The following is a 14,773-nucleotide window of genomic DNA, read 5'->3' on the forward strand; positions in this document are numbered from 1 at the left end:
TTGTTGTAGTTTTAGAGTTGTTCTATGGTTCGTTTATTTGTTGTTTACGGCCACTTTCTCGCCGTTTATCACATATATACCGGCCGGAAGTGCGCCTAAGTTGTCGGCTGTGCCGAGGCAGGTGCCTTGCAGCGTGTACACCCTGTCGCCCTTGAGCGAAGGGTTGCGCATGGCGTTCTCTATGCCGCTGGTAGTGCTTTTGTATGTGGTCTTCACCGTGGCGCCCTCGGTTGTGATCTTGTCTTTGAGCCTTATGTCGGCCGAACTTGCACCTATGAGCACGTCGACAGTGCCGTCTTCCACGTCAAACGTGTTGGTGAGGTCGTTGAAATAGGCCAGCTGGTCGTGGTGCAGCACAAACCTCACAGGCTTGGTCTCCCCCGGTTCGAGCTCAACCCGGGCAAACCCCTTGAGCTCCTTCAGCGGCCTCTCTATCTCCGATTGCGCGTGGGTGTAGAGCTGCACTATCTCGGTGCCGGCCACTTTGCCCGTGTTTGTGATGTTGGCCGTGACGACCACGCTGTCGCCCGCGTCGAGGCTGTTGGTGCTGAGCGCCATGTCGCTGTAGCCGAACGTGGTGTAGCTCAGTCCGAAACCAAACGGGTAGAGAGGTTCTTTGTCGTGGTACATATATGTATACTTGGCTTTCCTGATGTCGTATTGCAGCATGTCCGCAGGCAGGTCGGCTTCAGATGCATACCATGTCGATGTCAGCTTGCCGCCCGGGTTGTAGTCGCCGAAGAGCACATCGGCAATGGCCTTGCCCTGCGCCTGGCCACCGTACCAAGCCTCGACTATGGCCGGCACATGCTCTTGCGCCCAGTTTACCGTCACCGACGAGCACGTCTGCAGCAGGAGCACCACGTTGGGGTTGGCCTCGTAGACGGCTTCGAGCAACTGTTGCTGGTCGCCTGGCAGCGACAGCGAGGTGCGGTCGTTGCTCTCGTCGGACACTTCGAGGTTGGTGCCGGCCGCAAACACAACCACGTCGGCTTTGCGTGCTATCTCGACGGCGCGCTCTATGTTGGTTTCCGCCTTCCCCGTGACGGCGCAGCCTTTGTAGAAGTATAGCGGGCCTTGGGTCTCGAGCGGGTTGTCGTCGCCCTCGTTGTAGAACTTAACCCAGTCCATGTTGGCGCAATACTTGTCGCCTCCGCCGAAGACGAGGTACAGTTTGTGGGTTCCGTTGAACAGTTCGGGGTCGACATCGGCCGTCGTTGTGGCGTATTTCGCCCAGTCGCCCGTGGTGGCAAGCGTCACAGTGGCAGCCGGTTCGCCATCGATGCGGTCGAGGTAGAGCTCTACCGTGGTGGCAAGGTCGTTTTCTGCCCCCGAGTAAATGTCGACCTTCGAGCAGCCGTCGCCGAAGTTGACGTCGTCAAACGAAATCCAGTCGCCGGCATATATGTATCCCACGTTGCCCGAACTGCCGTTGGCCTCTATGCTCAGCCGCTTTGAAGAGCTGGGCACGCTGCTACCCGTGAAGTCTTCACACTGTATCGTTCCGTCGCTTATGGTGTAGCCTATCTTCTCTGCAATGCCCTCCAGCGGGCTTGTCACTTCAACCGGCGAGCCGCTGTAACCGCCCAGGCTGACGGTGTTGCCGAGCGGCCCGATGACGGCAATGTTCTTGTCTTTGGCGAGCGGCAGAAACGAGTTGTCGTTTTTCAGCAGCACTATCGACTCGCGTGCTGCCCGGTGGGCCAGGTCGATGTGCTCCTGGCACTCGAGCTCGCTTTCCGAAATGCTGCTCCACGGCAGCAGCGCGGCATCGTCAAACTCGCCCACCGAGAACCTTGCTTCAAACACCCGGGTGAGTGCCGAGTCGAGGTCGGCCTCGGTCATGTAGCCTTTTTCTATTGCCTCTTTGCAGTAATCCTGGAACGTGGTGCCGCAGTTGAGGTCTTCGCCATTGCGCATCGACACGCCGGAGGCTTCGGCCGGGGTGGCCACATAGTGGTGCTTGTTGTACACATCCTCCACCGCGCCGCAGTCGCTCGTCACGAATCCGTCGAATCCCCATTCGCCCCGGAGTATGTCGATGAGCAGTTCGTGGTTGGCTCCGCACGGTATGCCGTTGAGGGCGTTGTATGCGCTCATCACCGAGCGCACGTTGCCTTCTTTCACCGCCGTCTCGAATGCCGGCAGGTAGTATTCGCGCAGGTTGCGCGCGTCGACGTCCGACGAGGTGCTGTGCCGCCCTTTTTCATAGTTGTTGGCGGCGAAGTGCTTTGCCGTGGCCACGGTCTTGTAGTATTTGGGGTGGTCGCCCTGCATGCCGCGTATGTATTCCACTGCGATGCGGCCTGTGAGGTAGGGGTCTTCACCGTAGTTCTCTTCGTCGCGCCCCCACCGCGGGTCACGGCTCATGTTTATCGTTGGGCACCAGTAGATGAGCCCTTTCTGCTTTGTGTTGTAATATATCCGTGCCTCGTCCGACGTGGCTGAGGCGCAGTCGAAGATGAGGGGCAGGTCCCATGTGCTCGACATGGCCTTCGACGACGGGAAAGACGTGGCTTTGCCCGAGCGCGCCACGCCGTGCAGGGCCTCGTTCCAGTAGTTGTAGCCCTTCACCCCCAGGCGGGTGATGTCGAGCGTCTGGTGGCCAACCTGGTTGATTTTCTCGTCGAGGGTGAGCAGCGACACAAGGTTCTTGGCACGCTCGTGGAAGCTCAGCTCCGGGTTTTGAAACGGGTATTCATATACTTGTGATGCTACCGGGGCGGCTATCATGGCCGATGCCGCCGTGACGATTGCAAATATGACATGGTTCTTTTTCATTGCCGTTATTTTGTTTTAGGATTTTATTCCACTCTTTTCAGGATTGTCGTGCTGCCAGCGCCGGGGTGGCTTCAAGACCCTTCGCTGTTGGCCAAGCCAAGCCCCGTGGTTGGTATAGTGACGGTGATGAGGCTTGTAACGCCGGCCGCGGCCCAGCCACATCCGGGCGATGAACGCCGGCCGGCGACTCAGAGATACTGCCTGTAGGCATAGAGGCCTATCATGGTGCCTGTAAACCCGCCTGCACGCTGGCTTACAAACGGCGCGTCGACACCCTTGGCTGCCGTCTGCCACGTTGCGCCTCCGTCGGTCGAGAAACTGAACTCATAGTTGTCGCCCAGGCATTTGGTGCGCAGCATGACGCTTTTCGTTTCACTGTCCACGCTGACCGAGGCTATGGTCGAGGTGCTCCGTCCCTTGTCGCTGCGCTCAACCACAATCATGCCGCGGCGCAGTCCAAAGCGGTAGTAGCGCTGTTCGTTCTTGAATACAGCCATGCCCGCCTGGGCACCGGGGTAGGGCAGGAAGTCGAGCTTGGTCTCGGCGGTGAACTTGTGGTGCTGTATGCGCCTAAGGAGCATGGGCGGCGTGCGCCTGTCTTGAGGCAACACTTCGTCGGGCACTATGTCCAGCCTTCCCCCGGCCATGCTCGCGTAAGCGTCGGCAGGGCCCAGCAGCGAGAGCCATTCGGGGCCGGTGTGCCGGCCGTCGAAATCGTCGCGCCATGTGAAGTTGCCGAACGTTGCGCCTTCGCGGCGCTCTGTGCCGTTGCGGCGCAGCGTCAGCGGCACGGTGTCTTTCTCTTGGGTGATGTAAGGGAAGCCGTCGAGGCTCCAGTTCACGGGCATCAAGAACGTTTCGCGGCCCAGTTGCTCAACGCCGCCGGGGCCCGGACGGCAACCCAGGAACACGGCCCACCATTCGCCGTTGGGCGTCTGCACTATGTCGGCATGGCCCGTGCAGGTAACCGGGTTGGTGCGCCCCGCTTTCAGTTCGCGCTGCGTGAGCATCGGGTTGCGGCTCCAGCGGGTGTAAGGGCCAAACACAGAGTCGGCCCTGTAGGCCACTTCCGAGTGGAATATGCCGGTGCCTCCTTCGGCGCAGATGATGTAGTACTTGCCGTCGATTTTATATATGTGCGGGCCTTCGTTGCGGGCCAGGCGCTCCTCGGGGCCCACACCCGCTTCGCGGAACTTGACCGGTGCACCCGTGGTCTGGCCCGTAGCGCGGTCAAACCGGGCTATGCGCAGGCAGCGGTGGTTGCTCCACTTGGGCTGCCCTTCGGTAGACTCCTTGTATATGATATAAGCCTTGCCGTCGTCGTCGAAGAAGAACGCTGGGTCGATGCCGTCGATGGCAGGCAGCCATACGGGGTCGCTCCAGTCGTTGTTCATTGGTTTTTTGGTTGTGACGTAGAAGTGGCCGCGCCCCACATCGGTGGTAAGCATGTAGTAAGTGCCAGTCTGCGGGTCGAAACTTATGTTGGGTGCATAGATGCCCCCCTTGCCCACGTCTTGTCCGGCAAGCGCAGGCAGTTGTGACGGGCGGTTGAGCACATTGCCCACGAGCGTCCAGTTGACAAGGTCGCGGCTGTGGTAGAGCGGCACCCCGGGAAAGTAGCCGAACGTGGAATTGACAAGCCAGTAGTCGTCGCCGACACGGCAAATGGCAGGGTCGGGGTGGAAGCCGGGGATTATGGGATTGTAGAACGATGCCTTGTCGGTCAGCGGATTCTGTCGGTAATAATCGTCGTCGCCGGTGTAAGTGAAGTAGTCGAACGAGGCTTTTGCCCCTTCGCCGCTTCCGCTGGCACCGACAGAGACTGCCATCAGCAGCATGTTGGCTATGAGAAGTTTTCTTATCATGTATTCTCGCGTTAATAATTATTTATGGCCTGTGGCATGCCTGATATCATTTTCAGCCACAACATGATGCATGGGTTGCCCGCATGCAACATGGCGTTGGCTTGCGGCCATGTTTACTATTGCTTGATGCAAAGTTAGTGAAATGCCGTTAACCTGTCGGCGATTATTTGGCTATTTTGGGGTTAAATTTGTTTCTTTCACGTATGTAGACAGTTTTTGGGTGCATTCGGATAGGGTGAGAAGTTGTTGTCCGTGCCGTTTGCTCCGGCATTTGCAACAGGGTAGGGCGGACAGTAGGCAGAATGTCTGCGTGGCGAGACGGACAGGCCGTTGGCGATTGGTTACCACCATCTCGCCAGATGGTGGTGGTGCCTCACATGGTGGGCATCGTGCAGTTGCCTGCATTTCACTTTTTGTCTCATGCCTTGGCTGGCCTGCTGATGCAGGATCCTGCATAAGGGATGCCGTTGGCCGGAAAGGCGATAGTGCAGACAGCCATCGGCAATAGGCATGCCGATGCTTTTTCCATGTTTGTCATGTGAAGGCATGGGCTTTATGGCTTTGCCGTGAATAGACGGGGGCATGTGTGCCACCGGCTGTTGAAAAGGCAGCCACATTGTGGTTGACAAAGATTTCGCGGAAGACAGAAACTTCCGCGAAATCTATTTTGCATGCATCCGGTGGCATTGCCAAGAGTGATTGCGGCAATGCGACATCCAGACTATTTCACCACAACCTTCTTGCCTTTGTGGATATATATGCCCTTTGCCAGGCCGTCATAGTCTTCCATTGTGGCATTTTGCTTGGCTATGGTGCCGTTTAGGAAGTAGATGTTGTTGTCGGCAGTGGCGTTTGCCCCATACTGGCTTGCGTTTGTGTCCTCAATGCCGGTGATGCTTGTCGTGCCGTCTTCATAGATGATGTAGCCCATCTGCGTTCCGCCGGCATTCTGGTTGATGGTGGTAATGTTGACAAGGCTGTTGAGGTAGCGTTCAAGGTTGGTGTAACCGTCGGCACCGACCTCGTTTCCATCGTCAGGGTTCGACGGGTCGAGGCCGTTGAAGTCTTCCCACTGGTCGCTGATGCCGTCGTTGTCGAGGTCGGCCGGTGCGTTGGCCGTGGCGAGCACGGGCCATCCGCCGCAGTCATCCTGGCTGTTGATGAACCCCTGGTCGCAGTTGCGCCCAGTAAACGTGGCCAGACCCTCTCTTGCATCGTTGACGAGAATGATGTCGAGGGCGTCGCGCGAGCTTTCCGTGCGCCTGCATCCCGCATACTTGAGCACACGGTCGAAGGCATCCTCGGCAGAGTGGGTGGTCACGACAACAAAGTCGATGGGCTCGTTGATGCGCATGGTGTCGCGAGTGGCTTGGGTGTAAGTGTTGTCAACCCCGCTGCCGTTGGTTATCTGGTTGTACATGCCGTAGGTCCAGTTGTCGTTGGTCACGTCGTCATATTTGGAGTTGACGTTGCCGTCGACATAGAACTTTCCCCATACATGCCACATCTTGTCCCACTCGTTGGGGCTGTCGGTGTTGTGGCCGGTGTACTCTGACGTCCTGATGCCTATGCCGGCAATCCTGCGCTGTATGGTTTCGCTTCTGTTCTCGGTTGCGGGCCCCGGCTTGTAGTAGTTGTTGACTATGTTCACGTTCATGCCCTCGCCACCGTAGCAGCCGTTGCCACCCCAGTTGTAAATCACGTTGTTGCGCATGTCCATGCGCTCGTCGGTCTGTGTGCTCGGGCGCGGGCCGAGACGCGGTGTGCGCGAGGTGTGGTGTATTATCAGGTTGTGGTGGTAAGACGCCCCGCTGCCTCCCCAGTTGCCTCCGTAGCCGTGGCTACCCTTGGAGTGGCCGGCATTGACCATGCTCTGGGCGGCAATGCACCATTGTACGGTGAGATTTCGGCTGCCGTATACCGACAGGCACTCGTCGACACTCCAGCTTACGGAGCAGTGGTCGATGATGACATCGTTGAGGTCCATGCCTCCGAGGCCGTCGCCCTCATGCTCGTCGACATGGCGGTTGCCGCAGCGGAAGCGCATGTAGCGTATTATGACATTGTCGGCACCGATGGAGAAAGGATAGTCGGCAATGCATATTCCGCCACCGGGCGAGGTCTGGCCGGCAATGGTCACGTCGCCGTTGTTGAGCCTAAGTGGAGATGTCAGGTAGATGGTGCCCGACACATCGAAGATGATGGTGCGCGGCCCTTTCTGGTTGCATGCCCAGCGGAACGAGCCCTCCTCGCCGGTATCCTCGAGTGTGGTGACATGGTAGACAGTGCCGCCGCGCCCACCTGTAGTATAGCGGCCGAAGCCCTCGGCGCCGGGAAAAGCCAGCTGCTTCTCTTTGCTTTCGGCCATGGCATCTGTCGAGAATGATGTGCCGAGCATGAGCGACAGAGCGCCCAAAGTGAGTAGTCTGAATTTCATATTTGATGTTTTAGTTGTTATTGATATGTGTTGCTTTTGCCTACAAAGTTACTTACTTTATCCGTTCGAAGGGGGAATTTTTTCACTTAAAAGGTGGAAAATGTTCTTTTGTAAGCGTTAATGCCAGTTTTTGCGCTTTTGCCAACAGTACTTCCATCGTTGCTTCGCCACCAACAGGGCGTTGAAACCAAACCGGTAAAGAAGCCGCCGGTATCGGCTTGCGGCAAGAAAACGAGAAAAGGGGCGCACCGGCCGAGCGGTGCGCCCCTTGGGTTTGGCGCGTGGCGGGTAACCCGCCTGCAGGTTTGTTACTTCACCATGAATTTCTTGCCATTCTGGATGATGAGGCCCTTGGTGCCCTTGGCAACCTTCATGCCCATCACATTGTACATCGGAGCGTTCTCGTCGAACTGCTGTTCGTCGGCAGTCACTTCCTCGATGCCGTCGCTCACTGAGCTGGTGTCGCCGGTGATGAGTATGCTACCCATGTACTCGAATGCGTCTTGGGTGATGTAAACATCCCAGATAACCTCGCCGGTCTCAGGATTCCACATGCCAATGCTCTCGTCGGGAGTTACAACGGGGCCTCCGGCAATGTCGCCAATGACGCGTACGTATACCTTGTCCTTGTCGTTGGCCTCGGCAGGCAGGGTGGCCTTGAGGTTGCCCCATACGAGGTTCTCAATCTCTATTCTGCCAACCTCAGTCCATGTGGTGCTGTCGGTAGAGAACTCAAGCTTCTGAATCTTGGCAGCGTTGTTGTCTGTTCCAACGTAGCAAGAGAAGGTGATGTCCTTTATGCCCTTTGTCGGGATGACGAACAGAGCGTAGTTGCGCTGTGTCTCCTTTGCACCAGACCATGTGCGGCGAGAGAGGATAGGCATCTGGAGTTCGGCATCGTCCTCGCCAAACTTGCCCGGGCGCGACTCGAAGAATCCGTTTACATAGGTGAATGGAGCTTCCTTGCTGCCTGTAGCCTCGGTAGTATCGTTGACGATGGCATATACGGTGCTCTGGTAAGCGGGATCCATGTTGAGGTAAACGTCGGCAGAGTATGACTCAGGCTTGCCGTTTGATGTGATGTCCTTCAGGGTGAAGGCTGACAGCACTTCGCTGTTCTCGGTGAACTTGGCCGTGAGGTTGAGGTCTCCGTCGAGCGTGAATGTGCGCGTGAGCTCTTTCGTTCCGTCTTCCCAGCCTTCAAACGTGTTGAGGTTGTCGATGTAGTGAGAGGTCTGCGGGTCAACCGTAACGGTGATTTCGTCGCCTACATAGTATACATCTTTCTCGGGCGAGATAGAGTAAGTGATGTACGACGGGCCGTCAATGTTGACATTTACTGAAGCCGGTGTCGGGAACTCGTCGACGTAAGCAATAGACGGGCCTATGTAATAAGTGCCGCCATTGTTTTTGTAATCGTAGCCGGCCGTCTTCCAAGGATTGCTGTTCAGGATGTAGTACATGTTCTTTGAAGCGTCCTGGAATGTGCCGCCCGTTGTCCATGTGAAGTCAGCGAAGTCGGCAAGGGTCATGTCGCCGCCCAAAGGCATGGCTGCACTTCTGCATTCGTTGAGAAGATAGGTGGAAAGGTCTGTCAGTGACCTGTACGTCTCATTGTCAATGACGTTGTTGTTTGTAATGACATAACCGTCCTCGATGTTGGTTATCTTCGTGTCTGTGTAGAAGCTGTTCTCGTCTTTGAGGAGGGTGTAGCCTTCAGACGGGCCTACGAACAGGTTGTTGTAAATGTTAAGCGAAGAGCCTGTGCCAATGTTTCCGGCTGCGCCCAGCACCGTGAATCCTTGCGGGTGCATCACCTTGTTCTCGCCCAACAATACAAAGTTGTTGGCGAATGTAACGGTCGTGGCTGTCTCCGTCCTGTTTCGTGTCTCCCACAGACCTTTGGTATACGGCATGTCGTAGAACATGTTGTCGGTGATGTTGAACGCTTTTACGGGCATGAAGGTACGGAATACCGACCAGTTGTCGCCGCTGCTCTGGGCTGTCTGGTGTATCTTGCATTCCTTTACTTCGATGCATGCGATAGCCATGTCGGCCCCGGTGAGCCCTGTCTCGCTCTTGTCGCCGTCGAAGCGGAGTATAGAGCGGGCCTGGCCGTGGATGTCGCACCGTGTCAGCGATATGGTGTCGGCAAAGAGGTCGCGTCGGTTGTCGATGAGGTAGCTGCCGGTTCCTACAAGGTTGAGATTGCTGAAGAAGACAGACATGCGCTTGCCTTCCTCTGCCGATGGTGCATCGGCAGACCACTCAAATGCCAACTGCAGTTGAGGCATATTGTCGAAATCGGTCTCGTTGCTGCGGATGACGAGCTTTCCTTTGGTCATGGTTGGCTTCAGCTTGCCAACGTTGACAAGAGTGCCAGCGTCCCAGTTGCAGACGATTTCGTAAGTGTCGCCTTCCATGCCGGAGCCAATGAGATTGAACGCGTCCTTAAATTCAGAGGAGTTGGTCACCTCTTTCGTCCAGCTTTCGGCAAACGATGTAGCCGGTGCCATGGTCATGGCAGCCAGAGCTAATAAAGTAAGTTTTTTCATCGCTTTGATTTTTTAGTTGGTTGTTAATAATGTTGATTGTCTTTTATTTGTCGGTACATGGGCCCCCACGCCATGTTGGCAGGGCAGGGGGCCTTAGCTTGCATTCACTGCTGCTCTTCCTCGTCCTGGTCTTGCGGGTTGTTTATTTCCTGCAGTTGCCAGTTGATGAAGTAGCCGTTGCTTCTGATGCGGCCTTCGACAGTGCCCTGGCGGCCGGTGACGGCATACTTCGGGCCAATTCTGACGGCCACGCTGTCGCGGGCTTTCTCTTCGTTGCCGTTGCGGTATGCGCTGTTTGCATAGCGTTCGGCAATCTTGCACATATAGCTGTACGACTTGCCTTCGGCAATGTATTCCTTCATGTGCTCGTCGGCCAGCGCCCAGTCGTACATTTCTTTGAGCTGGTCTTCAGTGTAGTTGTCCCAGTCGTCATCGCCCGGGCGTGGCAGGTCGTGCATGGTTCCGTTGGCCGAGCCGGCTATTCCCAAGTTGCCGTATCCGCCGGAAGGAGCGCTCACCCACGGGTCATATCTCTGATCCCATGCCGGGTCGGTTTGCCAAGGCAGCTTCTTGTCGGGGAATTCGGCGCTGGCACCGTGGTTGAGTATCACGTAAGCCTGGTCGAAATGTCCAAGGTGAGTTTCGGCCTCGGCCAACAGGAAGTGAAGGTCGTGGGCACGGAACGTAGGTATGGCAGGCTGAATCTTGTATATGTCCTCGTCGTCAAGATAGCGGTAGGTTCTTGTCACGAAGTCGTAGCCATAATAATACTTAGACACGCAACGCTTGCCCGAAAGGGTTCTCATTATCCACCCCTGCGTGTAGCCTCGTATGTCGTTTTCGTTGTACAGGCTCACTCCGTAGTCGGACGGTTGCAGGTAGAATGACTCGTCCGACGGGTATTCCGGGCAGAAATATTGCACGAGCCTGTTGCGCTGATGGTTATCATAGTCGTACATGATGCTGCTGAGCAACTGAGTCATCAAGCCCTGGCGGTTGTTGTAGAAAATGAGGAAGTAGGCCGTCTGGCTGTCGCTCTGCAACTTCATGTTGAGCTGGAAGATGTCAGACACTCCCTGGTCGCCGGTGATGCGCTCCGTAGCCTTTTCGTTGTATCCCATCTGGTAGTCGTACATGTACTGTAGCAAGTTGTCGTGAATCCACTGCCAGTCGGCTTGTGCAGCTTCTTCATCAACGTAGCTGGCGCGCCATGAGCGGAATTCGGCGTTGAGCACTATTGCCGGCGGGGTAAGGTATTCCCATTCGCGGTACAGCGTGGCGTTTTGGTTTTCTTCGTCTATCCATTTGTACCAGCTGACCTCAAGGTCGGCAGAGATGTGTACGCCGTCGATGGTCATTCCGTTCTCAAGCAGGTTGATGGCGCGGTCGGCCAGCTCCTTCATGTTGCAATGGGTGAATACCGAGGCGTCGCTCAGCTCCTTCTTCTCGGTAAGAGGGTCGTCAAACCAATAGGCTTCGCCGTATATCTTGCCAAGCATGAGGTAGGCCCAAGCCTTAATCCTCATGGCACTGCTGATGAGGGCAGGGAAGTTTTCTTCGGCTACCTCGGTCATGCCGCCGACTTCTTTGTGATATTCCTCCATCTTGTTGAAGTAGTCGTTGCAGGCCACTATGATGGAATAGTAGCAAGTTGGGTCGGCGTATGAGTTGCCATTGGTCTCGTTGTAATTGTATATGGCTTTCAGCTCGGCCGGTGCGTTGTCGGTTGTCTCGAGCAAAGCCCCACGGGTGTCGGTGAGGAAGATGGCCTGGTCGCCGGCTTCCTGCATGCGGTTGAATATTCCGAGAAAGCCTTTGTATATCTCGTCCTCTTCTGCAATGTAGTCTCCCTCGTTGATTATGTTCTTCGGGTCGGTATCGAAGAAATCCTCGCACGAGTGTAAGCAGACAGACATTGCTAACAGTCCTACTGCCGGTATGATGTTCCTAATCTTCATGTCTTTATTCTTTAGTGTGCTATAATTAGAAGTTGATGTTGAAGCCGAGCCTTACTGTTATGGGCAGCGGCATCTTGGAATAGTCGAATCCTCTTAGCTGCTCGGCGTAAGAGTAGGCGAACTCCGGGTCGTGGCCGAGATAGTTGGTCAGTGAGAACAGGTTCTCTGCTGCGACGTAGACATTGCCTGAGCGTATGAAGTTGAACAGCATGTCGAAGTTGTAAGACAGCTTCAGGCTGCGCAGTTTCAGGAAGTCGCCATCCTCAATCCAGCGGTCGGAGAATAGGTTGTTGCCCATGGGGTCGCCATAGTTGGCGCGTGGCATGTTGGTTTGCTGCCCTTCTACCTGCCAGCGGTTCAGCACGGCAGCGGATTGGTTGTAGAAGTTGTCCATTGACTCGAGTTCGCGGCGTGTGGCGTTGTATACCTTTGCGCCGACGGAGTAGGCAAAGTTTGCGTCGAGCACGAAGCGGCGATAGCGCACCGACAGGTTGATGCCGCCATAGAAGTCGGGCATGTTGCTGCCAAGGCTGACCTTGTCGCTCTCGTCGATGACACCGTCGTTGTTCTGGTCTACAAACCACACATCTCCTGCCTGGTACTCATCGCCATTGCTGTTTTTGAGCGCAGCTTGCTGAGCCTGGTCTGTTGTTGAGAAGATGCCGTTGGTCTGGTATCCGTAAAACTCGTATGGGTCGGAGCCCACGGCCATTATCAATTCCGCATCGTCGTTGTTGTAGCCAGTGTATTCAATAGTCATGCTATTGGCATCGCCAAGCGACTTGATTGTGCTGTTGGCAGTGGCGATGTTGGCTCCTATCACGACATCCCAGTCTTTGGTGTGGAATGCATTGACGCGCAGCGAAGCCTCTATGCCGTTGGTATTGATTGTACCGCAGTTTTCGTAATAGTCGTACGAACCGTACACGGCCGACACATTGCTGTTGAGCAGCAGGTCGTAGGCATGGTTGGTGAAGTAGGTGAAGCCAATGTTGACGCGGTTGGCGAACAGCGCCATGTCGAGCCCGAGGTCAAGCTGCGTCTTCTTTTCCCATTCCAGCTTGGTGTTGGGAACGTTTGAGCGGTTGATAGAACCAATGTCGAAGAAGTTGTCGCCAGTGTAGTAGTTCTTGCCGTAGTTTGACGAGAACCGGCTGTTGCCAGTCAGGCTTCCTTCGACAGACACGTTGAGGCGGTTGACCCACGACGGTAGAACGCCGAGGTTTGCCACCATCATCGTCACTCCGGCCGAAGGGAAGAAACCCCATCGAGGTGCATCGACGCCAGAGGCGCTGGTACCGTCGACGGCGAGGCCGAGCGAGCCGCGTATTATGTTGTTGTATGTATAGGCTCCGTGTATGTTGAAGCCCACATAGTTCCATTCAACGAGCGAGCCAAAGGTGAGTTGCTCATCATTGGTGTTGTCCATTGTCTGGTAGTCGTCGCTCGCTGTGTTGTAGCCTTCGGATATGTCAGACTCAAAGTCTTTCATTATCATGCGTGCCGAAGCAAACACATTGAGCTTGTGTACGCGGTTGAAGATGCGGTCGTAAGTGCCTTGTAGCGTTAGGGTGGTAACGTCTTGGGTGTAAACCCCGTTGGCCACCTTGTTGCGTCCGGCCCCGTAAAGCTGAGGCATGATGGTCTGACTGGTCATGCCCGGCACAAACAGAGTTTCCTCAATATAATTATAGTAGAGGTTGGCTATTGCGCTCAGCGTAAGGTAGTCATTCCATTTGAAGTTCAGTCCAATCTGTGTGTTTACATCATATATCTTGTCTTTCCCTTCGACGGTGTTGACAATGGCGAGCGGGTTGCTCACATTGTCGTAGGCGTACATAGGGTTGGATGACGTATTCCAGAAGTCATAAGGAGCAAGGTTGCTGAGAACAGAACCGTCTGTTTGTTTCTGGTAAGCATTGATGAGGGGCATCGAGTTGTAGGCCGCCAGCATCGGGTTCGTCTCCAACTGCATTCCCATGTTCTGCAGGTTGCTCGTGATGTATGCCAGGCCGATGTTTGTAAAGATGTCGACCTTACGGCTTGCCAGCACGTCTGCGCTTATCAGCGTATGGTAACGATCCGTGTTTGTGTTGCGCAACGTGCCCTGGTTGCCTGTATATCCAAACGAAATGTTATACTTGGCAATCTCGTCTCCTCCCTCAACCCTGAACAGATTCTCGGTCGTAAACCCTGTATGCTGTATGTCTTTCATCCAGTCGGTGTTCTCGTTGAAGAGGTAGGCCTGCGGATATGTACCGTTCTGCAGGAAAGGGTAATCGCCTATGAGAGACTCCATTGACGGATATCGCGTGAGTCCGATGTCGTTCAGGTATTCTTTGTATTGCGACGAGTTGAGCACGGGGAGGTTCGACTGGCGAATGTTGAAGCCATACGACCCAGAGAAAGTCATCCGTGTCTCAAGGTTGTTGGATGTGGCCTGTTGCGTCTCGATAACAATCACTCCGTTGCTTCCCAGCGATCCGTACATGGCAGCGTCGGCTCCTTTGAGAACCGTCACGCTGCGTATGTCTTTGGGGTCGTAGCCGAAAAGCAAGTCGCGTGAGTACCCGTTGATAACGCTCGACACGTCTTGATTGCCGAAATAGGGTACACCGTTAATTACAATTAGCGGATTGTTCTCGGCAACGAAACTGTGTATGCCGCGTATGTTCATGTATGAGCCCTCGTCCGGCATGCCACTTTTCTCAATCACCTGCAGTCCGGCCAGTCCGTCACGCAACGCCGCCCCGAGGTTTTGTTTCTCCGTGAAGTCTTTGCTTTCTATTGATGATATTGTTGCCGAACGGCTGTCATTGCTGAGGCTTCCGAAGAAAGAGTTGGCTTTCTCAGAGTACAGCACTTCATTTTCCGGCACCAGTGTTATCGTGCCATGCTTCTTGGCGGATAGTTGCCTGAGAAAGCTAAGTGGCATTTCTTTGGGATAATATCCTTCAGCCTTTATCGTGACGATGGCATTTTTGATGGCCGTGGCTATTGAGAACTGCCCTCGCTCGTCAGATAGCGCAGTGGTGCTGTCGCCTACAATCGAGATGATGGCTCCGCTCACAGGCTGCCCGTCAGTGCTTTTGATTTGCGAGCGCACTGTTGATTGCTGTGCCGTTGCCGCTGCCGCCATGAGGCAGGCTGCTACCAGTATATTGATTCTCTTCATGT

General features: G+C 55.2%; 6 protein-coding genes. All 6 read right to left on the bottom strand.

All coding sequences use genetic code 11. The features are described 5' to 3' along the window. Window positions 1-33 precede the first annotated feature (33 nt). Window positions 34-2,781, bottom strand: a complete 2,748-nt coding sequence (locus tag M3089_RS05105) for a glycoside hydrolase family 3 C-terminal domain-containing protein (protein WP_249082166.1) — start codon at window positions 2,779-2,781, stop codon at window positions 34-36. Between the two features lie 188 nt (window positions 2,782-2,969). Next, window positions 2,970-4,646, bottom strand: coding sequence for a glycoside hydrolase family 43 protein (locus M3089_RS05110; protein WP_249082168.1), 1,677 nt, complete (start codon window positions 4,644-4,646; stop codon window positions 2,970-2,972). A gap of 721 nt (window positions 4,647-5,367) precedes the next feature. Next, on the bottom strand, window positions 5,368-7,083 hold the full coding sequence (locus tag M3089_RS05115; RefSeq protein WP_249082171.1) for a pectate lyase family protein: 1,716 nt from the start codon (window positions 7,081-7,083) through the stop codon (window positions 5,368-5,370). Between the two features lie 308 nt (window positions 7,084-7,391). Continuing rightward, a complete protein-coding gene (locus tag M3089_RS05120) occupies window positions 7,392-9,638 on the bottom strand; it encodes a hypothetical protein (protein WP_249082174.1) in 2,247 nt (748 codons plus the stop codon). 104 nt (window positions 9,639-9,742) lie between these two features. Further along, window positions 9,743-11,596: a hypothetical protein gene (locus M3089_RS05125; protein ID WP_249082177.1), complete on the bottom strand. Its 1,854-nt coding sequence runs from the start codon at window positions 11,594-11,596 to the stop codon at window positions 9,743-9,745. 25 nt (window positions 11,597-11,621) lie between these two features. Continuing rightward, window positions 11,622-14,771, bottom strand: a complete 3,150-nt coding sequence (locus M3089_RS05130) for a SusC/RagA family TonB-linked outer membrane protein (protein WP_249082179.1) — start codon at window positions 14,769-14,771, stop codon at window positions 11,622-11,624. Window positions 14,772-14,773 lie beyond the last annotated feature (2 nt).

Origin of the sequence: Marseilla massiliensis, from assembly GCF_023336985.1 — a bacterium.
GTDB classification, from domain to species: domain Bacteria; phylum Bacteroidota; class Bacteroidia; order Bacteroidales; family Bacteroidaceae; genus Prevotella; species Prevotella intestinigallinarum.

What these genes read in the sequence shown, in the direction of transcription:
- M3089_RS05130 (WP_249082179.1), bottom strand. Translation starts at nt 14,771, where the DNA reads ATGAAGAGAATCAATATACTGGTAGCAGCCTGCCTCATGGCGGCAGCG.
- M3089_RS05115 (WP_249082171.1), bottom strand. Translation starts at nt 7,083, where the DNA reads ATGAAATTCAGACTACTCACTTTGGGCGCTCTGTCGCTCATGCTCGGC.
- M3089_RS05105 (WP_249082166.1), bottom strand. Translation starts at nt 2,781, where the DNA reads ATGAAAAAGAACCATGTCATATTTGCAATCGTCACGGCGGCATCGGCC.
- M3089_RS05110 (WP_249082168.1), bottom strand. Translation starts at nt 4,646, where the DNA reads ATGATAAGAAAACTTCTCATAGCCAACATGCTGCTGATGGCAGTCTCT.
- M3089_RS05120 (WP_249082174.1), bottom strand. Translation starts at nt 9,638, where the DNA reads ATGAAAAAACTTACTTTATTAGCTCTGGCTGCCATGACCATGGCACCG.
- M3089_RS05125 (WP_249082177.1), bottom strand. Translation starts at nt 11,596, where the DNA reads ATGAAGATTAGGAACATCATACCGGCAGTAGGACTGTTAGCAATGTCT.